The organism is Bacteroides stercoris ATCC 43183 (genome assembly GCF_025147325.1).
In the GTDB taxonomy this organism is placed as follows: domain Bacteria; phylum Bacteroidota; class Bacteroidia; order Bacteroidales; family Bacteroidaceae; genus Bacteroides; species Bacteroides stercoris.
On sequence record NZ_CP102262.1, the window covers coordinates 1,706,224 to 1,724,901 of the forward strand.

Below are 18,678 nucleotides of genomic sequence, written 5' to 3' on the forward strand. Positions count from 1 at the left end.
CGCGCAGCCCTATTTTTTTATTCTCAATTTTTAATTTTAGAAGTTTATCCTATCTTACTTATCTTCTTCAGCTTTTCCTCGTCGATAATTTTGATTTTTCTTCCGTCAATGGTAATCAGGCGTTCCGCAGCAAATTGTGAGAGGGTGCGGATAGCATTGGATGTTGTCATATTGGAAAGGTTGGCTAAATCTTCACGGGACAGGTAGATACTTAAAGTAGAACCGTCCTCTTCCAGGCCATAGCTTTCTTTGAGGAAAATAAGCGATTCTGCCAGACGGCCGCGGATATGCTTTTGGGTGAGGTTCACCGTACGTTCGTCGGCGATACCGAGGTCAATGGACAATCGTCTGATAAAGAACATCGCCAGTTCATTGTTTTGCGATAGTAATGTCATTATGGCAGTCATGGGTATCAGACAGACCAATGACGGTTCAAATGCACAGGCAGCGGTTACATAATCCGCTTTGGCAAAATAAGGGCGATATCCGAAATACTCAGTGGGCTTGATCATACGGATAATCTGGCTTCTTCCGCCCACACCGTCTTTATAGATTTTGACTTTTCCATTCAGCAGACACATCAGGCAAGTAGGTGTCTCGCCTTCACAATGGATAATTTCGTTCTTCTTATAATTCTGAAGCGTAAAATGGTTGGCAAGAAACTCTCGCTGTTCTTCATTCAGAGGTGACCATATATCGGGAATCAACTCCGGAACATTAATATCGGATAAATTTATTTTTACCATAAATGCTGCAAAACTGTGTTGTACAGCACAAATGTAAAAAGAAAAAATTAAAAATGACACATTTGTATCAAAAAAGTGCAAGGAAGGGGGAAAGGAATTTTAAATTATGAATGATGAATTACCGTTTGGCATGACAATGCGGCAGGTTCATCATTCATAATTTGAAGTCGGTTTATCAGCAAAGCCGTTCATTTATCATTTGGTGAACAGCAGTTCCCTGTACTTCGGCAACGGCCATATCTCATCATCTATTTCCATTTCAAGATTGTCGATATGCTCGCGGATGCTTTCCAGGTAGGGGCGTACTGTTTCTTCGTATGCAAAGGCCTTGTCTTTGTAATTGTCCATGTGGTTGGCAACCTTGCGGGCTTCCGTCATTTCACGTACCTGCATTTTGATGGCTGTTACGCGGTGGGAGATTTCACGTATCAGTTCCTTGCGGTCAGCGCTGAGTATTTCATACTCTTCCGGAGTGAAAGTTTCGCGCAGTCCACGCAGGTTTTCCAGCAAACGGTTCTGGTAGATAACGGCAGTCGGTACGATATGGTTGATGGCAAGATCACCTAAAACGCGGCTTTCAATCTGTACTTTCATTGTGTACTTTTCCAGTTCCACTTCAAGACGGCAGGCCAGCTCCGTTTCGTTGAAGATGCGTTCGCCGATGAGTACGGAACGTGCCTGGTTGTCCATATAACGCATCAAGGCTTCCGGCACATGGCAGATATTGGTCAGTCCGCGTTTGGCAGCTTCCTGTTTCCATTGTTCGGAATAGCCGTCTCCTTCAAAACGGATGGGTTCCGAGGCGATGATTGTTTCTTTCAGAATGCGGAAAATGGCTTCGTCCTTGCCGACACCCTCTTCCATGAGCTTCTCAATGGATACTTTGAATTCGTTCAGTTGGTTGGCCATTGCCGCATTGATGGCAATCATTGCCGCAGCACAGTTGGCTGATGAACCGGCGGCGCGGAACTCAAAACGGTTTCCCGTGAAAGCGAAAGGAGAGGTGCGGTTGCGGTCTGTCGTGTCCAGCAGAATCTCAGGGATACGTCCGATACCTAACTTTAGCGTAGTCTTTTCCTCGGCTGTCATCTTACTGTTGCTTACCTGACGGGCTATCTCATCGAGGATGGAAGATAACTGCTTGCCCAGGAATATGGATAAAATGGCAGGGGGAGCCTCATTGGCGCCTAAGCGGTAGCTGTTTCCGGCACTTGCAATGGAAGCGCGGAGCAAGTCCTGGTTTTTGTATACCATCATCAGTACATTCACAAGGAATGTGAGGAACAGCATGTTGCCTTTCGGATTTTTTCCCGGAGCAAAAAGGTTTATTCCCGTATCGGTGCAGAGCGACCAGTTGTTATGCTTGCCCGAACCGTTCACGCCGCTGTATGGCTTTTCATGCAACAGCACGGCAAAGTTGTGTTTGCGTGCGATGCGTTTCATCAAATCCATAACCAGCTGGTTGTGGTCGTTGGCAAGATTGGCGTTCTCGAAGATGGGGGCCAGCTCAAACTGGTTGGGGGCAACCTCGTTGTGGCGCGTCTTGACGGGAATGCCCAGTTTGTGGCACTCTATTTCCAGTTCTTTCATAAAGGCAGTGACACGTGGCGGGATAGAACCGAAATAATGGTCTTCCAACTGCTGGTCTTTGGCAGAAGAGTGCCCCATGAGTGTACGTCCTGTCAGGCATAAGTCGGGACGTGCGTTATAGAGCGCCAGGTCGACGAGGAAATATTCCTGTTCCCAGCCCAAGTTCGTATATACGCGTGCTATGTTCTTGTCGAAAAGCTGGCAGACATCCGTTGCGGCTTTGTCCACAGCTGCAAGGGCCTTGAGCAGAGGTGTCTTATAGTCCAGCGCCTCGCCTGTGTAGGAGATGAAGATTGTTGGGATACAGAGCGTGGTGTCTACGACAAAAGCCGGTGAAGAAACATCCCATGCCGTATATCCGCGTGCCTCGAATGTGTTGCGGATACCACCGTTGGGGAAAGAAGAAGCATCCGGTTCCTGTTGGATAAGCAGCTTTCCGGAAAAGCGTTCAATGACATCTCCGTCTTCTCCGAATTCGATGAAGCCGTCATGCTTTTCGGCTGTACCGTCTGTCAGAGGTTGGAACCAGTGGGTGTAGTGGGTAACGTTCAGGGATTTTGCCCAGCTTTTCATGCCGTTTGCTATTAAATCGGCCATTTCCCTGTTGATGGGAGTTCCTTTTTCAATGGCGTCTGTTACAGCTTTGTAGGCTTCTTTGGGCAGGTATTCCTGCATCTTTTTACGGTCGAAAACATGGCTGCCGTAATAATCGGACAACTTGTTTGAAGGAGTGATGACTTCAAGAGGGCGGCGATTGGCGAGCTCTTGCAAAGCAAAAAATCTCATTTTTGACATATTAGTCTCTTCTTTTATTGGTTGTTGGGCGCAAAATTATATGTTTTTTCTGAATCACCCCCTACTTTTCAGGGGGTAATCTTGATTTTTTATATGTTTTTTGAAGATATACCCCTAAAAAATAAGGGGTGCTCTTGAAAATAATGTTTTTTGGAGAAATATCGTCCTCTGAAAATGAAAATGGAATAAAGGTGGAAGTTATTACTTTTTTTCTATATTTGTTCCCTCATAAGAAGATATTGCGGTTGAAACATATTATATGTATATGGATAGGAATCTGTTTCTTGTGTGCAAGTTTGCAGAAGGCGGGTGCTACGGCTGTTCCCCAATCGTATGCGGGACAACGGGCTTATGCGGATTCCATTATGGACAAGGTTATCTTCTTTGCGCCTTTTTACGAGCGCGTTGTCGATGAGTACAAGGCGGAACTTTATATAAAAGGCTGGGCAAACATCCGCAAGAAAAATCATCTGCTCCGCTTTATCCCTTCCATGTTCCGTATGAAGAAAGGGGTCCGGGAGTATATGATGGAGACATACAGCGAACTGCATTATACCGCTCCCGATATTTACGACCAGAAAGTGAAAGCCAGTGTGGGCACTTCTTCCGAACTTTGGGAACTGGACGGCCGTTTGCTTGAATACTTCCACATCAATATCTACTCTTCCACCTTGCTGTATGATAAGCTGCTCTCCCCGCTGGCTTCCAATGCAAAGAAATTCTATACCTATTATATAGATTCCATAATGGGTGAAGCGCACAACCGTGAGTTCCGTATCCGTTTTATGCCGAAGAGCAAGAGTTTTCAGCTCGTGGGGGGATACATGGTGGTCAGCGACAATGTGTGGAGTGTGCGCGAGATTCGTTTTTCCGGGCGTTCCGAGATGCTGCGTTTTAATAATCTGGTAAGAATGGGACAGGTGGGGAGCGCTAATGAGTTTTTGCCTGTGCATTTCAACATCGATGCCACATTTCGTTTGCTGGGCAATGTCATCGACGGCAGCTATACGGCGGTACTCGACTATAAGGAGATTAGTCAGAAAGACCCGGCTGTTGTGCGGAACAGGACAAAAAGCAAATACGACCTGTCGGAATCTTATACTCTGCTGACGGATACCAATGCTTACCGGCGTGATACCGCCCACTTCAATAAGCTGCGTCCTATTCCGCTGACTTCGCATGAGAAGAAGCTGTATGAGGACTTCTTCTTGCGCCGTGACACGCTTCTCTATAAGAAAAAGCCCAAGAACAAGCGGCTGGAGTTCTGGGGGCAGATAGGCGATGCGCTGGTAAGCAAGTATACGGTAGACCTTGCCAAAATGGGGAGTGTGCGCTGTTCGCCTCTTATAAATCCTTTGTTGCTGAGCTACAGCAAGAGCAACGGTTTCTCTTACCGTCAGGAATTTAAATACAACCGGTTGTTTAAGGGCGACCGTCTGTTGCGTATCGTTCCCAAGTTAGGTTACAACTTCAAACGGAAGGAGTTTTACTGGTCGGTCAATTCCGATTTCGACTATTGGCCCCGCAAGCGTGCCGCCCTGCATGTCAGCGTGGGTAACGGTAACCGTATCTACAGCAGCGATGTGCTGGACGATTTGAAAGCTATTCCCGACAGTATCTTTGATTTCGACCAGATTCACCTGGACTATTTTAAGGACTTGTATTTGCACATACGCCACAGCTGGGAGATTGTCAACGGTCTGACTCTGGATGTGGGGCTTTCCTTACACAGGCGTACCGAAGTGGAGCGTTCTAAATTCGTTCTTGTCTACCCCGATGCTCCGAATGTGATGTCTGCGGGTGTGTCATCTGTCTATCCGGGATTCGACCCTTCGGTTCTGAAAAAGTTCCGCCACAGTTATAACAGCTTTGCACCCCGTGTACGCCTGACGTGGACTCCCGGTCAGTATTATTATATGAGCGGCGACCGTAAAATCAACCTTCATTCCAAATATCCCACCGTTTCCGTAGACTGGGAACGCGGTATCAGCGGTGTCATGCACAGCACCGGAAAGTACGAACGTATTGAAGTGGACTTCCAGCACAACATCCCGTTGGGATTGATGCGTGACATTTACTACCGCTTCGGCTGGGGTGCTTTTACGAATCAGAAAGAGCTTTATTTTGTGGATTTCGCCAATCTGGCCCGTTCCAATCTTCCCGTAGGCTGGAATGATGAAATCGGCGGAGTGTTCCAGTTGCTCGACGGGCGTTGGTATAACTCGTCCCGTAAGTACATCCGCGGGCATTTTACGTACGAGGCTCCTTTCCTGCTGCTCCGCCACTTGAAGAAATATACTCAATACGTATTGAATGAACGGTTGTATCTGAATGCTCTGGTGGTTCCCCACCTGAATCCTTATCTTGAGCTTGGGTATGGCATCGGTACGCACATCTTCGATTTCGGCGTTTTTACAAGCTTTGCAAACTGGAAGTACCAGGAAGTAGGGGTTAAGTTTACGTTTGAGTTGTTCAATAGGTAGGTCCGAAAGGCATATTATAAGAATTTATACTTTATCTTTGTGCCAAAATTTTAAGACTATGGGAATTGTAATAGGCATAGACGTAGGTGGAAGCACTACTAAAATCGTAGGACTCAATAAAGGCAAGATACAGTCTCCAATGTTCATAACGGCAGCCGACCCGGTAACTTCCCTGTTCGGAGCGTTCGGCAAGTATATCTATGATAACGGAATCCATTTGTCCGATGTGGAGCAGGTGATGCTGACCGGTGTGGGCAGTGCGTTTGTGGACAGCCCGCTTTACGGACTTCCCACCCGCAAGACGGATGAGTTCATTGCCAACGGACTCGGGGCGCGCCATGCTACGGACATCGACCGGCTGATAGTTGTCAGCATGGGAACAGGCACCTCCTTTGTAAGAATCAACGGGGATGAAATACAGCATATCGGCGGTATGGGTATCGGTGGCGGAACCTTACAGGGACTTTCGCGGCTGTTGCTCAAAACACACGACATTCATCAGGTTGCCGGTTTGGCGGCAAAAGGCGATGTGACCCGCGTCAATCTGCAAATCGGCGATATCTGTAACAACGCATTGCCCGACCTGCCCGTATCCGCTACCGCTTCATTGTTCGGAAAGGCCGACAGTAACGCCTCACCGGAAGACATCGCCTGCGGCATCATTTATACCGTGCTCCAGACTATCGGCGGTGCGGCTGTGCTTTCCGCCCTGAACAGTCCGGTAAAGGACTTTGTGCTGATAGGTAATCTTACCCAGTTGCCGCAATGCCGGGAAGTGTTTCCGAAGATGGAAAGCATTTATCATGTGCGTTTCCATATCCCGCCCTATGCGGAATACCGCACGGCCATAGGGGCGGCTTTGGCATATGTCAGGGAGAATTCTACCATATAATAAGGTGTAAATCTTTAGAAATCGGGCATAAAGACCGGATATTTTCAGAAAGAACTTTTTGTCATTCAAGAAAATACTCCTATCTTTGCGCCCGATTTAATATGAGTCAACATAAAGTCTCACTTAATTAACGAGTTAAACAATTTATTTATTAATGGAAAATTTAAAAAATGTTGCTCCCATTGAGGACTTCAACTGGGATGCTTACGAAAACGGTGAAACCGTAACAAACGTAAGTCACGAAGACTTGGAAAAGGCGTATGACAACACGCTGAACAAAGTTAACGACCGCGAGGTAGTTGACGGAACCGTAATCGCAATGAACAAGCGTGAAGTAGTTGTGAACATCGGTTACAAATCAGACGGTATCATTCCTTTGAATGAATTCCGCTACAATCCCGACCTGAAAGTAGGTGATACGGTAGAAGTGTACATCGAAAACCAGGAAGACAAGAAAGGACAGCTGGTTCTGTCTCACCGCAAAGCTCGTGCTACCCGTTCTTGGGATCGCGTTAACGCTGCTTTGGAAAATGAAGAAATTATCAAGGGTTACATCAAGTGCCGCACTAAGGGTGGTATGATTGTCGACGTATTCGGTATCGAAGCATTCTTGCCGGGTTCTCAAATCGACGTTAAGCCTATCCGCGACTACGATGTATTCGTTGGCAAGACTATGGAATTCAAGGTTGTTAAAATCAATCAGGAATTCAAGAATGTCGTTGTATCTCACAAGGCTCTTATCGAGGCTGAACTGGAACAACAGAAGAAAGAAATCATCGGTAAACTCGAAAAAGGACAAGTTCTCGAAGGTACCGTTAAGAATATCACATCCTACGGTGTATTCATCGACCTGGGTGGCGTAGACGGTTTGATTCACATCACAGACCTCTCCTGGGGTCGCGTCAGCGATCCGAAAGAAGTGGTTGAACTCGACCAGAAGCTCAACGTCGTTATCCTCGACTTCGATGATGAGAAGAAACGTATCGCTCTCGGCTTGAAGCAGCTGACTCCGCATCCTTGGGATGCCCTCGATCCTAACTTGAAGGTAGGCGACCACGTGAAGGGTAAAGTTGTCGTTATGGCTGACTACGGTGCATTCATCGAAATCGCTCCGGGTGTTGAAGGTCTGATTCACGTATCCGAAATGTCCTGGTCACAACACTTGCGTTCTGCACAGGACTTCATGAAGGTAGGTGACGAAGTTGAGGCGGTAGTTCTGACTCTGGACCGCGAAGAACGTAAGATGTCTCTCGGTATCAAGCAGCTGAAAGCTGATCCTTGGGAAACTATCGAAGAGAAATATCCTATCGGTTCCAAGCACACTGCAAAAGTTCGCAACTTCACTAACTTCGGTGTATTCGTAGAAATCGAAGAAGGTGTTGACGGCTTGATTCACATCTCTGACCTGTCTTGGACTAAGAAGGTTAAACATCCTTCAGAATTCACTCAAATCGGTGCGGACATCGACGTACAGGTATTGGAAATCGACAAGGAAAACCGTCGTTTGAGCCTCGGTCACAAGCAACTCGAAGAGAATCCTTGGGATGTATTTGAAACTGTATTCACAGTAGGTTCTGTACACGAAGGTACTATCATCGAAATGCTGGACAAGGGTGCAGTTGTTGCTCTGCCTTATGGCGTAGAAGGTTTTGCTACTCCGAAACACCTCGTTAAGGAAGACGGCTCACAGGCTCAGTTGGACGAGAAGCTCGAATTCAAAGTTATCGAGTTCAACAAGGATGCTAAGCGTATCATCCTGTCTCACAGCCGCATCTTCGAAGATGTAGCCAAGGCTGAAGAAAGAGCAGAAAAGAAAGCTGCCAAGAAGTCTTCCGGTAAGAGAGACGAAGCTCCTGCTTCTATCCAAAACCAGGCTGCTTCTACAACTTTGGGCGACATCGACGCTCTGGCTGCTTTGAAAGAGCAAATGGAAGCCGGAAAGAAGTAATTACTTCTCCATATAAATAAGGTAAGGGTGCTTGTGGCAAACACAAGTGCCCTTTCTTTTTAGGCAGGCTCTTAATTTCTTGCCAATAATCTGTGCAATCTGTGATGATTACCCTTATCTTTGCACCATCATGGAGAAATTTGAACTACATATTCTTGGCTCCGGTTCGGCATTGCCCACCACCCGCCATTTTCCTACTTCGCAGGTAGTGAACTTACGTGACAAACTTTTTATGATAGACTGTGGAGAAGGCGCACAGTTGCAATTCCGAAAGTCACGCCTCAAATTCTCGCGTTTGAACCGTATCTTCATCTCCCACCTGCACGGCGACCACTGTTTCGGGCTGCTGGGACTGATATCCACGCTTAATCTCTTGGGGCGTACGGCCGACCTGCATATCCATTCTCCCAAAGGTTTGGAAGAACTTCTTACGCCGATGCTCGCATTCTTCAATCATCAGATGACCTATAAAATCTTCTTCCACGCGTTCGAGACGAAAGAAGCCGCCTTGATTTATGAAGATCGGTCGCTTACGGTGACAACCATTCCTTTGCGGCATCGCATGCCTTGCTGCGGTTTTCTGTTTGCCGAGAAGCCGCGCCCCAATCATATCCTGCGCGACATGATAGACTTCTATCAAGTGCCGGTGTACGAGCTGAACCGTATTAAGAACGGTGCGGATTACGTCACGCCGGAAGGAGAGGTGATACCCAATGCCCGCCTCACCCGTCCCTCGGCTGCCCCGCGGCGTTATGCCTATTGTTCGGATACGATTTATCTTCCTTCCATAACAGAACAGATAAAAGGAGTGGATTTGCTTTTCCATGAGGCCACTTTTGCCGAAGATGCCGCCCCGCGTGCCAAAGAAACGTTCCATACCACCGCTTCGCAAGCCGCACGGATAGCCCGCGATGCGGAAGTGAAGAAGCTGCTGATAGGTCATTTCTCCGCCCGTTATGACGATGAACAGGTATTGCTGGATGAGGCGCGCGCCGTTTTTCCGGACACGCAGTTGGCCAAAGAAACGCTTTGCATATCGGTGTGAATCGGAATTTTGCTATCTTTGCTGACGTATAAATATTATAAGTATGCAAGATATAATAAACGGACGTTGCGGCTGGTGCGGAACGGATGAACTGTATGTGAAGTACCACGATGAGGAGTGGGGAAGATTGGTGACCGATGACAGGACGCTGTTTGAGTTTCTTGTATTGGAGAGTTCCCAAGCCGGACTGAGCTGGATCACAATCCTCAAAAAGCGCGAGGGATACCGTAAAGCCTTTTGCAACTTCGATGCCGGACAAGTGGCGCAAATGACCGATGAGGACGTTGAGCGTCTGATGCAGTTTGAAGGTATTGTGCGGAACCGTCTGAAAATCAAATCGACCATTACGAACGCAAGGCTGTTCCTTGCCGTGCAGAAGGAGTTCGGCAGCTTTTATAACTACACCCTTTCATTCTTCCCCGACGGGAAGCCTATCGTGAATACCGTTCACTCATTGAGCGATATTCCTGTATCATCGCCCCAATCCGATGCCATGAGCAAGGACATGAAAAAACGGGGATTCAAGTTCTTCGGGAGCACGATTTGCTACGCGCATTTGCAGGCAGCAGGCTTTGTCAACGACCATCTGGCAGAATGTATCTGCCGCCAAGTCAAAGAGGAGCATTAAACAAACGAATCGGCAATATGCTTTTGTACCTGCCGGGCTTTTTGCCTCTTGCGGATGGCTTTTCGTTTTTAATTTTCTATCTTTGCGTAGAGAAAAGATATAAATGTGAATAGACTATATGAACCCTTCTTATAACGAACGCGAAGTGCTGGCGCTTCTTCAGGAAGAAAGTACGCAGAAGCGGGGATTTGAGATGATTGTGGCGCAATACAGCGAGCAGTTATACTGGCAAATCCGGCGCATGGTGCTTTCTCATGAGGATGCCAACGACTTGCTTCAGAATACCTTCGTCAAGGCATGGCTCAATATCGATTATTTCCGGGCAGAGGCCAAACTCTCCACCTGGCTCTACCGCATCGCCCTGAACGAATGCCTTACTTTCCTGAACAAACAGCGGGCGGCGAGCACCGTGTCGTTGGACGCTCCCGAAGCCGACACCCTTCAGAAGCTGGAGAGCGATCCTTACTTTTCGGGCGACAAAGCTCAGATGGCCTTGCAGAAAGCGTTGCTCACCTTGCCCGAAAAGCAACGCATGGTGTTCAACCTGAAGTACTACCAGGAAATGAAATACGAGCAGATATCCGATATTTTCGGCACTTCGGTGGGGGCTTTGAAAGCGTCCTACCACCATGCCGTAAAAAAAATAGAGAAGATATTGGGAGAAGAAGATTAAACCTTTAACGTGAAAAAAAGTCTAACCAAACAGAAAGGAGAAGAGCTTATGAAAGAAGAAGACAACATACTCAAGAAAGTAGGGACGGAGAATGCTTTCCGTGTTCCCGAAGGATATTTTGAGAATTTCACTTCGGAGCTGATGAACCGTCTGCCCGAAAAGGAGAAACTTGCCTTCGAACAGAAAGAGCCTACGATGTGGGAGAGGGTGAAACCCTGGGCCTATATGGCAGCTATGTTTGTAGGTGCGGCATTGATTATCCGCGTGGCTTCCTCTGACCGTACGCCGGCTGCGACCGACCGCATGGCTGCCGACGAAACGGAAACCGAAATGGAATATATCAACATGGCGGTGGATAACTCCATGCTTGACGACTACTCATTGTATGTATATCTGGCCGATTCCGATGCCGAATAAACCGTAGAGAACTTTAACCGATTGAAAAAAGAAATGAAAAAGCTGATTGTTTTATTAGTAATGATGTGCAGTCTGGCACCCGTATTGCGGGCAGCGGACGGATGCAACCAACGTTTGTCGCCTGCTGAGTTCCGTGCCAGACAAAAAGCATATATCACAGAAAAAGCCGGATTGACCAAGGAAGAGGCAGCCAGGTTCTTTCCTCTTTATTTTGAATTGCAGGACAAGAAAAAAGAGCAGAATGACAAGGCGTGGAGTCTGATTCGTCAGGGAAAGGACGAAAAGACCACCGAAGCCCAATATGATGTGATTATGGAAGGCGTGTACGATGCCCGTATCGCTGCCGACCGTTTGGACAAGACTTATTTTGCGAAGTTCAAGAAGATATTGTCTGCCAAGAAACTTTATCTGGTGCAGAAAGCCGAGATGCGTTTTCACCGGGAATTGCTGAAAGGAATGCGGCATAATGACAACAAAGATAAGACGTCGAAACCCCAGCCGGGCAAGAAATGAAAAAGGATATATGCTCGGATTGAAAATTGTGCGGGTGTGTCAAAACTAAAATGACTGTTCTGAAAAGTTACAGGTTGTAACTTTAATATTTAAAAGGAGAGTGTTCAAATACACTTGATGATTTCTTTCAGGCACGGAATTACACGGATTTATTTTATCTTTTTCCGTGAAATCCGTGTAATTCCGTGCCTGAAAAGAAACAGATAGTAAGTGAATTTCAGTTTCCTTTCTTTTCCAATGCTTTGGCTTCTTCCCATAATTTATCCATTTCTTCCAGCGTCATGTCGTGCAGGTTTCTGCCTTCCTTGATGCTATGTGCTTCCACATAGTTGAAGCGGCGGATAAACTTCTGGTTGGTATGCTCCAGTGCATTGTCCGGATTTATTTTATACAGGCGTGCGGCATTGATAAGGCTGAACATTACGTCACCGAATTCCTCTTCTGCTTTCTGCTTGTCCATGCGGGCCACTTCGGCTTGGAATTCTCCGATTTCTTCTTTTACTTTATCCCACACCTGTTCCCGTTCTTCCCAGTCGAAACCCACGTTGCGGGCTTTGTCCTGAATGCGGTATGCCTTGATGAGCGAGGGCAGGGCGGCGGGCACACCGCTCAACACCGTTTTGTTGCCCCCTTTTTCCTTGAGTTTCAACTGTTCCCAGTTTTCGGATACCTGTCCTGCAGTCTCCGCTTTCACATCACCGAATACGTGGGGATGGCGGAAGATAAGCTTTTCACATAAGCGGTCGCATACATCCTTTATGTCGAAATCGCCGGTTTCCGAACCTATCTTGGCATAGAAAGCCACGTGGAGCAGCACGTCTCCCAGTTCTTTGCAGATATCCTGCTTATCGTCGCGCATCAGGGCATCGCATAGTTCATAAGTCTCTTCAATGGTATTGGGACGCAGGCTTTCGTTGGTCTGCTTCTTGTCCCAGGGACATTTCACACGCAGTTCGTCGAGTATGTCGAGGAAGCGGCCGAAGGCTTCCATCTGTTCCTTTCTTGTATGTTGCATGAGTTATTTTTTTAATTAAACATTATTGACGCAAAGATACTGTTTTTCTTCCATTCCTCATACGAAATCAGCAGACCTACCACTTCCGAGTAGTTTTTCCGCCCGCTTTCTATCTTGTTTCCTTTCAGGTATAAGTCGTATATCCGGTCCTGAATGCGGCCGATTACAGGATTGTATTTCTTCATCCAGTACTCGCTGTTCTTCTTTGCCAGTCCGATAATCTCCGGACGTATGCGCCGGAAGAGCTGCGCGTATTCCTCTTCAGCCATGAGCTGGCGGGCGTTGTTCAGGACATGCGGCAGTACGGAAAGGTAACCGCTGAAGCGGATGGCCTGCACTTGCGAGCGTGTACATACCTGATAGGCGTAGAAGTTGGCTTCCGCCTCGCTGGTGATACCCAATAAGTGGGCAAGCTCGTGGGCGTAAGTAGCCGGATATTGCGAGGGGAGCAAGTCACCGTTCAGGGTGAACTCGCAGAAGAAAGGTCCCATGCTGCCGGTGACGCCTACCATGGAAATCAGTGGGGTGAACAGCATTGTCTTTGCGCGGGGCGTTTGATGGAAGGGGCGGTGAACGCCTAAGGAGTCACCGATTTGATTATAGACCCGTACGCTTTCACGGCAGACCAGCTCTTTTTCGACCGACGTAATATCGGTGTAAGAGCTGTTCAGATTCTCGATATAGCTGTCTGTAAAACTCCGAAAGTTATCAGGAGTATAGGCTGTGTAAGGAATGCGCGTCCGCTCGTAAAAGTTTTTTTGCGAGTAATTCAGTCCCCATGCCAGATAGAACCATACGTACACCCATAGAAGATACTTTACATCTTTCAGCAGGATACGGTTCCATTTCTGTTTGCGGATGCAGCGTGCGTAAACAGGGTAGAGAAGTACGCCGGCGATACTTAGCGCAATGAACAGGTCGCCGATGGCGAAAGGTACAAGCCGGGAGAAGGACGAAAGTGCCCGGGCGATGGACGGGTATACGTACATGGCGTAGGCATCTCCCAAACCGGGCACTGTCTGCACGCACAATACGAGCAACAAAAAAAATATCAAAAGTAATGAATTGCCTCTGAATCTCACTCCTGCTGTTGTTATGCTACGCTTCATTCTATTCTTCTTTTTGGGGCCCGTGCCGGTTTCCTGCTTTCGGTGCTGTCGTTTCTCCCTTTGGGAACGGGAGTTTCAAGCGGTGGATACTCCGGTTTCCTTACGTGGAAACTGCTGTTCCCTTGCGTGGAAACTGCTGTTTCCTTACGTAGACACTGTCGTTTCCCTGCGTGTATACTCCTGTTTCCTTGCGTGGAAACTTCCGGTTTCGGTAGCCGAAGCCGAAGCGGCACCGGGTGCTTGTTACGGCAACTCCGTATAAAATCATCATTTGTAAAGCAAAGGTATGTAATTCTTTTCATTGCTTTTGCCGGATAAAGCTATTAATTTATTAATTTTGCGCCCATTATAACAAAATATAGATTTTAGAAACATGGAATTAGCAAGTAAGTACAATCCCGCTGACGTAGAGGGAAAGTGGTACCAGTATTGGTTAGACCACAAATTATTCAGTTCTAAACCCGATGGTCGTGAGCCCTACACCATCGTCATTCCGCCCCCTAACGTCACCGGTGTGCTCCACATGGGACACATGCTTAATAATACCATCCAAGATATCCTTGTACGCCGTGCCCGTATGGAAGGCAAGAACGCCTGCTGGGTTCCGGGTACGGACCATGCTTCCATTGCCACCGAAGCCAAGGTTGTGAACAAGCTTGCCGCACAGGGCATCAAGAAAACAGACCTTACCCGCGACGAATTCCTGAAGCATGCCTGGGAATGGACGGACGAGCACGGTGGCATCATCCTGAAACAGCTCCGTAAGTTGGGCGCTTCCTGCGATTGGGACCGCACTGCCTTCACCATGGATGAGAAACGCAGTGAAAGCGTGATTAAAGTGTTTGTAGACCTTTACAACAAGGGGCTGATTTATCGCGGTGTGCGTATGGTGAACTGGGACCCGAAAGCCCTCACCGCCCTCAGCGACGAAGAGGTTATCTATAAGGAAGAGCACAGCAAGCTGTATTATCTGAAATATTACGTTGCCGACGATGACATGTCCGGTGAGACGGGAGCCGAAGGCGAAGTGGTTCATCGCGACGCTTCCGGCAAGCGTTATGCCGTGGTAGCCACTACACGTCCCGAAACAATCATGGGTGATACGGCGATGTGTATCAACCCTGCCGACCCGAAGAACCAATGGCTGAAAGGCAAGAAAGTGATTGTGCCGCTGGTGAACCGCGTTATTCCTGTTATCCAGGATGATTATGTAGACGTGGAGTTCGGTACGGGCTGTCTGAAGGTAACTCCTGCACACGATGTCAACGACTATATGCTGGGCGAGAAATACAACCTGCCTGCCATCGACATCTTCAACGACAACGGTACGCTGAGCGAAGCAGCCGGACTGTACGTAGGCATGGACCGCTTCGATGTACGCGAGCAGATTGAGAAAGACCTGCAGGGTGCCGGGTTGCTGGAAAAGGTGGAAGCCTATACCAATAAGGTCGGTTTCTCCGAACGTACCAACGTGGCAATCGAGCCGAAGCTCTCCATGCAGTGGTTCCTCAAGATGCAGCACTTTGCCGATATGGCTCTGCCTCCGGTAATGAATGATGACTTGAAATTCTATCCAGCCAAATATAAGAATACCTATAGAAATTGGCTGGAGAATATCAAGGACTGGTGTATCAGCCGCCAGTTGTGGTGGGGACACCGCATTCCCGCTTACTTCCTGCCGGAAGGCGGATATGTGGTGGCAGCCACTCCCGAAGAGGCCTTGAAGCTGGCACAGGAAAAGACCGGAAATCCTGCCCTTAAAATAGAGGATTTGCGTCAGGACGAGGATTGTCTCGACACCTGGTTTTCTTCCTGGTTGTGGCCTATCTCCCTGTTCGACGGTATCCTGAATCCGGGCAACGAAGAAATCAACTATTATTATCCTACCAGTGACCTGGTAACGGGGCCGGATATTATCTTCTTCTGGGTGGCGCGCATGATTATGGCAGGGTATGAATACGAAGGTAAGATGCCGTTCAAGAACGTTTACTTCACGGGTATTGTCCGCGACAAGCTGGGACGCAAGATGTCCAAATCGCTCGGCAATTCACCCGACCCGCTTGACCTGATAGACCGTTACGGTGCCGATGGTGTGCGTATGGGTATGATGCTTTCGGCTCCTGCAGGTAACGACATCCTTTTTGACGATGCGCTTTGCGAACAGGGACGTAACTTCAACAATAAGATATGGAATGCTTTCCGCCTGGTTAAGGGCTGGGAAGTGAGTGAGGAAGTGCCTGTGCCAGAAGCTGCCGAACTGGCTATGCGCTGGTTCGAGTCCAAACAGAATGCCGTGGCTGCCGAATTGGCAGACCTGTTCGGCAAGTATCGTTTGAGCGAAGCATTGATGGCGGTGTACAAGCTCTTCTGGGATGAGTTCTCTTCCTGGTATCTGGAGATGATTAAGCCTGCTTACGGACAGCCCATCAACAAGAAGGTGTACGATACGACTATCGGTCTCTTCGATAATCTGTTGCATCTGCTGCACCCGTTCATGCCGTTCATCACTGAAGAGTTGTGGCAGCACATCGTCGACCGTAAGAATGGAGAAAGCCTTATGGTAAGCCCTATCTCCATGTCGACGGAAGTGGACGAGGCTTTTGTACAGCAGTTCGAGGTGGTGAAAGAGGTTATCAGTAATGTACGTTCTATCCGTTTGCAGAAGAACATCGCCCAAAAAGGACCGTTGGAATTACAGGTTGTCGGTGAAAACCCGGTGGCTGCTTTCGATGCTGTCATTATCAAGATGTGCAACCTTTCTGTCGTAACCGCAGTTGAGGCTAAGGCCGACGGCGCTGCCGCTTTCATGGTAGGCACAACGGAATTTGCCGTTCCTTTGGGCAACATGATTGATGTGGAAGCCGAAATAGCCCGTATGGAAGCTGAATTGAAGCATAAGGAAGGCTTCCTGCAAGGCGTTCTGAAGAAACTGAGTAACGAGAAGTTCGTGAATAATGCTCCTGCTGCCGTTATCGAAATGGAACGCAAGAAACAGGCGGACGCGGAGAGTATCATCAGCTCACTGAGAGAAAGTATTGCCGCTTTGAAGAAAGCGTAAGACAGTATCTCCGATATAAAAGAAAGGTCCGGACTCAATAAAGTCCGGACCTTTCTTTTATGTACGTTGTACGATTCGTATATGATTCGTTATTTCTCCAGTAAGTCTTTTAGGAAAGCATCCAACTCCTCATCCAATCCCTTCAACAGCTCTTCGTTTACCAGCAGGGTGTCATCGTCCAGCAACAAGAGTTCGGCTATGGTTTCCTTGTCGTCATCTACTAATACGAAAGAGAAAGGCTTCATGATGGTCAGCTTGTCAAAAGCACCCCGGTTCTTGAGGTTGCAGAGCAGATTGCTCAGGATGCGTTCCATGTTTTCGTAGAAATCATCGCCTTCGTATGTCATCCATTCTTCTATGGTGGTACTGGCGAGTTCTTTGTCATCATCATCGAATATGGAAAATTCGCCCGAACTTTGGTTGGCTTGCAGATGGATATCCGTAACGACTGTCTGCTCACAACCGCAAGCGTACTTGCCGATTGCCTGTTTGATAGTTTCTTCGAGAAGAGATAATGCCGGTTGACTGAGTTTCATAATTGCTTTTCTTTACTTAATGGATGTTCAAAGGTATAAAAAAAACAATTACATTTACAGTATTTGACTAAAAATCATTATTAAATCGCTGCATTTGCATATTTAGGCGCGATAAGCCTTCTTTCCGTTCCTTTAATTCGGTGGCGTAAAGTGTTGTAAGGACGTAGTAGGGGATATCCGCTTTGCCAAGGTGAATCAAATCTTTTTTATCCACGCCGTCTACGATACGTGCTTCGGCTTGCGCTTTCAACGCCCAGTCGAGAGCGGCGGCAATACTGTCCTGCATTTCATAGCCGACAGCAAGGTTATAGGCTGCCTGCATCTTTTTCTTTCCTTTTTGGGTGGCGTAGGTTTGCTTCCATAGCCCGATGGCTGTGTTCCATTGCTTGTCCCGAGCATATACGGCGGCATCGCGCATGTTTACGGAACCGCCGCAGAACAGATAGCGGTTGGCGGTTTTCCAATACGGCAGCAGTTTTTTTACCGGTATGGTTCCGGCAAAATCAGAAGCTTGTTTTATCAGTTCTTCTTCACTGATGAGGTTGCCTTGTACAAAGGGACCGTTTCCGGTTTCTTCCCAGAAAATGCTGTCGTTAGCGTTGATTGTAGCCATAGGGGTACTGCGGTTGGGCAGGTAAATCCTGACAGTAGGATATATCCGGGCATCTACCGTGCCGTAATAAATGCCCCAGTCGCGCATGTACTTTATTTTGCGGACAGAGCGTATCTGTACGTTTTCCAATGCGATGAGGAAATCTACGTCCAAGTCATGCACCAACCGGTTTGTTTCTTCTTGTGACAGCACTCCTTCGCGGGGAGTGACATCGTGGGCACGTAAGGCCGAATCGCAGATAACCACTTCGTTGAAGTAGTTCTCGTGGGCAAGGGCTTCGGCAAGGGATTCCGTGGCAATAGCGGCATTGCCGTTGTAATAATCTGTTTTGCTGGCTATCTCAAAATCGTCTTTTTTCTTCTCTTTGGCAAGAATAGGCTTGTTGTCCGGAACTTCAGGCATGTTATTGACAATGGCTACCCGTTTCAAACTCGGTGGGAAACTTACATCCGCCGGTAACATATAATCTATGGCAAGCGGTTCGACGGTTTGGCAACCCGCCAAAAACATCAAACAAGACAGTAACAGGTAATAAGAGTATTTAGTCATAGTCTTTTATTCTTAGTTCTGAAAAACAAAAGTAATCTTTTACTTGAATAAATAAAAGCCTCGAACAG

At 47.7% G+C, this 18,678-nt stretch carries 16 protein-coding genes; 10 read left to right on the plus strand and 6 right to left on the minus strand.

Annotated features, from left to right (window positions below; translation table 11 throughout):
* Window positions 1-44: 44 nt before the first annotated feature.
* Together NQ565_RS07000 and NQ565_RS07005 are read right to left on the minus strand one after the other, a co-directional pair.
* Window positions 45-746 carry a Crp/Fnr family transcriptional regulator gene (locus NQ565_RS07000; protein WP_005657842.1) on the minus strand — a complete coding sequence of 234 codons (702 nt, stop codon included), beginning with the start codon at window positions 744-746 and terminating at the stop codon, window positions 45-47.
* A gap of 195 nt (window positions 747-941) precedes the next feature.
* Entirely contained in the window at window positions 942-3,131 is a 2,190-nt protein-coding gene (locus NQ565_RS07005) for a glutamine synthetase III family protein (protein WP_005657840.1), read from the minus strand.
* Between the two features lie 143 nt (window positions 3,132-3,274).
* Here NQ565_RS07005 and NQ565_RS07010 point away from each other — a divergent pair, with 143 nt between their 5' ends.
* The 8 genes from NQ565_RS07010 (at window position 3,275) to NQ565_RS07045 (ending at window position 11,730) form a co-directional block, all read left to right on the plus strand.
* Window positions 3,275-5,614 carry a DUF5686 family protein gene (locus NQ565_RS07010; protein ID WP_005657839.1) on the plus strand — a complete coding sequence of 780 codons (2,340 nt, stop codon included), beginning with the start codon at window positions 3,275-3,277 and terminating at the stop codon, window positions 5,612-5,614.
* A 58-nt stretch (window positions 5,615-5,672) separates the two neighbouring features.
* Entirely contained in the window at window positions 5,673-6,506 is an 834-nt protein-coding gene (coaW, locus tag NQ565_RS07015; RefSeq protein WP_005657838.1) for a type II pantothenate kinase, read from the plus strand.
* Window positions 6,507-6,660: 154 nt separating this feature from the next.
* Window positions 6,661-8,454 (plus strand): 30S ribosomal protein S1, encoded by a 1,794-nt coding sequence (gene rpsA / locus NQ565_RS07020; protein WP_005657835.1) that lies wholly within the window; start codon window positions 6,661-6,663, stop codon window positions 8,452-8,454.
* 130 nt (window positions 8,455-8,584) lie between these two features.
* On the plus strand, window positions 8,585-9,499 hold the full coding sequence (locus NQ565_RS07025; protein WP_034535891.1) for a ribonuclease Z: 915 nt from the start codon (window positions 8,585-8,587) through the stop codon (window positions 9,497-9,499).
* 43 nt (window positions 9,500-9,542) lie between these two features.
* The gene (locus tag NQ565_RS07030; RefSeq protein ID WP_005657829.1) at window positions 9,543-10,127 is read left to right on the plus strand and encodes a DNA-3-methyladenine glycosylase I; all 585 of its coding nucleotides are present in this window, start codon (window positions 9,543-9,545) and stop codon (window positions 10,125-10,127) included.
* A 118-nt stretch (window positions 10,128-10,245) separates the two neighbouring features.
* Window positions 10,246-10,800 (plus strand): RNA polymerase sigma factor, encoded by a 555-nt coding sequence (locus NQ565_RS07035; protein ID WP_005657827.1) that lies wholly within the window; start codon window positions 10,246-10,248, stop codon window positions 10,798-10,800.
* A 48-nt stretch (window positions 10,801-10,848) separates the two neighbouring features.
* Window positions 10,849-11,217, plus strand: coding sequence for a hypothetical protein (locus NQ565_RS07040; protein ID WP_040316356.1), 369 nt, complete (start codon window positions 10,849-10,851; stop codon window positions 11,215-11,217).
* A gap of 33 nt (window positions 11,218-11,250) precedes the next feature.
* A complete protein-coding gene (locus NQ565_RS07045) occupies window positions 11,251-11,730 on the plus strand; it encodes a hypothetical protein (protein WP_005657823.1) in 480 nt (159 codons plus the stop codon).
* Between the two features lie 217 nt (window positions 11,731-11,947).
* Here NQ565_RS07045 and mazG read toward each other — a convergent pair whose 3' ends face one another.
* Together mazG and NQ565_RS07055 are read right to left on the minus strand one after the other, a co-directional pair.
* On the minus strand, window positions 11,948-12,745 hold the full coding sequence (mazG, locus tag NQ565_RS07050) for a nucleoside triphosphate pyrophosphohydrolase (RefSeq protein ID WP_005657821.1): 798 nt from the start codon (window positions 12,743-12,745) through the stop codon (window positions 11,948-11,950).
* Window positions 12,746-12,756: 11 nt separating this feature from the next.
* Window positions 12,757-13,854 (minus strand): DUF3810 domain-containing protein, encoded by a 1,098-nt coding sequence (locus NQ565_RS07055; RefSeq protein ID WP_005657819.1) that lies wholly within the window; start codon window positions 13,852-13,854, stop codon window positions 12,757-12,759.
* Here NQ565_RS07055 and NQ565_RS07060 point away from each other — a divergent pair.
* Together NQ565_RS07060 and NQ565_RS07065 are read left to right on the plus strand one after the other, a co-directional pair.
* Window positions 13,841-14,116, plus strand: coding sequence for a hypothetical protein (locus NQ565_RS07060; protein ID WP_040316299.1), 276 nt, complete (start codon window positions 13,841-13,843; stop codon window positions 14,114-14,116). The two genes, NQ565_RS07055 and NQ565_RS07060, sit on opposite strands and share 14 nt — an antisense overlap.
* Before the next feature lie 111 nt (window positions 14,117-14,227).
* Window positions 14,228-16,912 carry a valine--tRNA ligase gene (locus NQ565_RS07065; protein ID WP_005657813.1) on the plus strand — a complete coding sequence of 895 codons (2,685 nt, stop codon included), beginning with the start codon at window positions 14,228-14,230 and terminating at the stop codon, window positions 16,910-16,912.
* An 89-nt stretch (window positions 16,913-17,001) separates the two neighbouring features.
* On the opposite strand, the gene NQ565_RS07070 is transcribed toward NQ565_RS07065, so the two are convergent.
* The gene (locus NQ565_RS07070) at window positions 17,002-17,448 is read right to left on the minus strand and encodes a hypothetical protein (protein ID WP_005657812.1); all 447 of its coding nucleotides are present in this window, start codon (window positions 17,446-17,448) and stop codon (window positions 17,002-17,004) included.
* Between the two features lie 67 nt (window positions 17,449-17,515).
* Complete coding sequence (locus NQ565_RS07075) at window positions 17,516-18,610, minus strand: DUF6340 family protein (protein WP_040316297.1); 1,095 nt, start codon at window positions 18,608-18,610, stop codon at window positions 17,516-17,518.
* Window positions 18,611-18,678 lie beyond the last annotated feature (68 nt).

What these genes read in the sequence shown, in the direction of transcription:
- NQ565_RS07005 (WP_005657840.1), bottom strand. Translation starts at nt 3,131, where the DNA reads ATGTCAAAAATGAGATTTTTTGCTTTGCAAGAGCTCGCCAATCGCCGC.
- NQ565_RS07035 (WP_005657827.1), top strand. Translation starts at nt 10,246, where the DNA reads ATGAACCCTTCTTATAACGAACGCGAAGTGCTGGCGCTTCTTCAGGAA.
- NQ565_RS07060 (WP_040316299.1), top strand. Translation starts at nt 13,841, where the DNA reads ATGCTACGCTTCATTCTATTCTTCTTTTTGGGGCCCGTGCCGGTTTCC.
- NQ565_RS07065 (WP_005657813.1), top strand. Translation starts at nt 14,228, where the DNA reads ATGGAATTAGCAAGTAAGTACAATCCCGCTGACGTAGAGGGAAAGTGG.
- NQ565_RS07010 (WP_005657839.1), top strand. Translation starts at nt 3,275, where the DNA reads ATGTTTTTTGGAGAAATATCGTCCTCTGAAAATGAAAATGGAATAAAG.
- NQ565_RS07025 (WP_034535891.1), top strand. Translation starts at nt 8,585, where the DNA reads ATGGAGAAATTTGAACTACATATTCTTGGCTCCGGTTCGGCATTGCCC.
- NQ565_RS07000 (WP_005657842.1), bottom strand. Translation starts at nt 746, where the DNA reads ATGGTAAAAATAAATTTATCCGATATTAATGTTCCGGAGTTGATTCCC.
- NQ565_RS07055 (WP_005657819.1), bottom strand. Translation starts at nt 13,854, where the DNA reads ATGAAGCGTAGCATAACAACAGCAGGAGTGAGATTCAGAGGCAATTCA.
- mazG (WP_005657821.1), bottom strand. Translation starts at nt 12,745, where the DNA reads ATGCAACATACAAGAAAGGAACAGATGGAAGCCTTCGGCCGCTTCCTC.
- rpsA (WP_005657835.1), top strand. Translation starts at nt 6,661, where the DNA reads ATGGAAAATTTAAAAAATGTTGCTCCCATTGAGGACTTCAACTGGGAT.
- coaW (WP_005657838.1), top strand. Translation starts at nt 5,673, where the DNA reads ATGGGAATTGTAATAGGCATAGACGTAGGTGGAAGCACTACTAAAATC.
- NQ565_RS07075 (WP_040316297.1), bottom strand. Translation starts at nt 18,610, where the DNA reads ATGACTAAATACTCTTATTACCTGTTACTGTCTTGTTTGATGTTTTTG.
- NQ565_RS07030 (WP_005657829.1), top strand. Translation starts at nt 9,543, where the DNA reads ATGCAAGATATAATAAACGGACGTTGCGGCTGGTGCGGAACGGATGAA.
- NQ565_RS07070 (WP_005657812.1), bottom strand. Translation starts at nt 17,448, where the DNA reads ATGAAACTCAGTCAACCGGCATTATCTCTTCTCGAAGAAACTATCAAA.
- NQ565_RS07040 (WP_040316356.1), top strand. Translation starts at nt 10,849, where the DNA reads ATGAAAGAAGAAGACAACATACTCAAGAAAGTAGGGACGGAGAATGCT.
- NQ565_RS07045 (WP_005657823.1), top strand. Translation starts at nt 11,251, where the DNA reads ATGAAAAAGCTGATTGTTTTATTAGTAATGATGTGCAGTCTGGCACCC.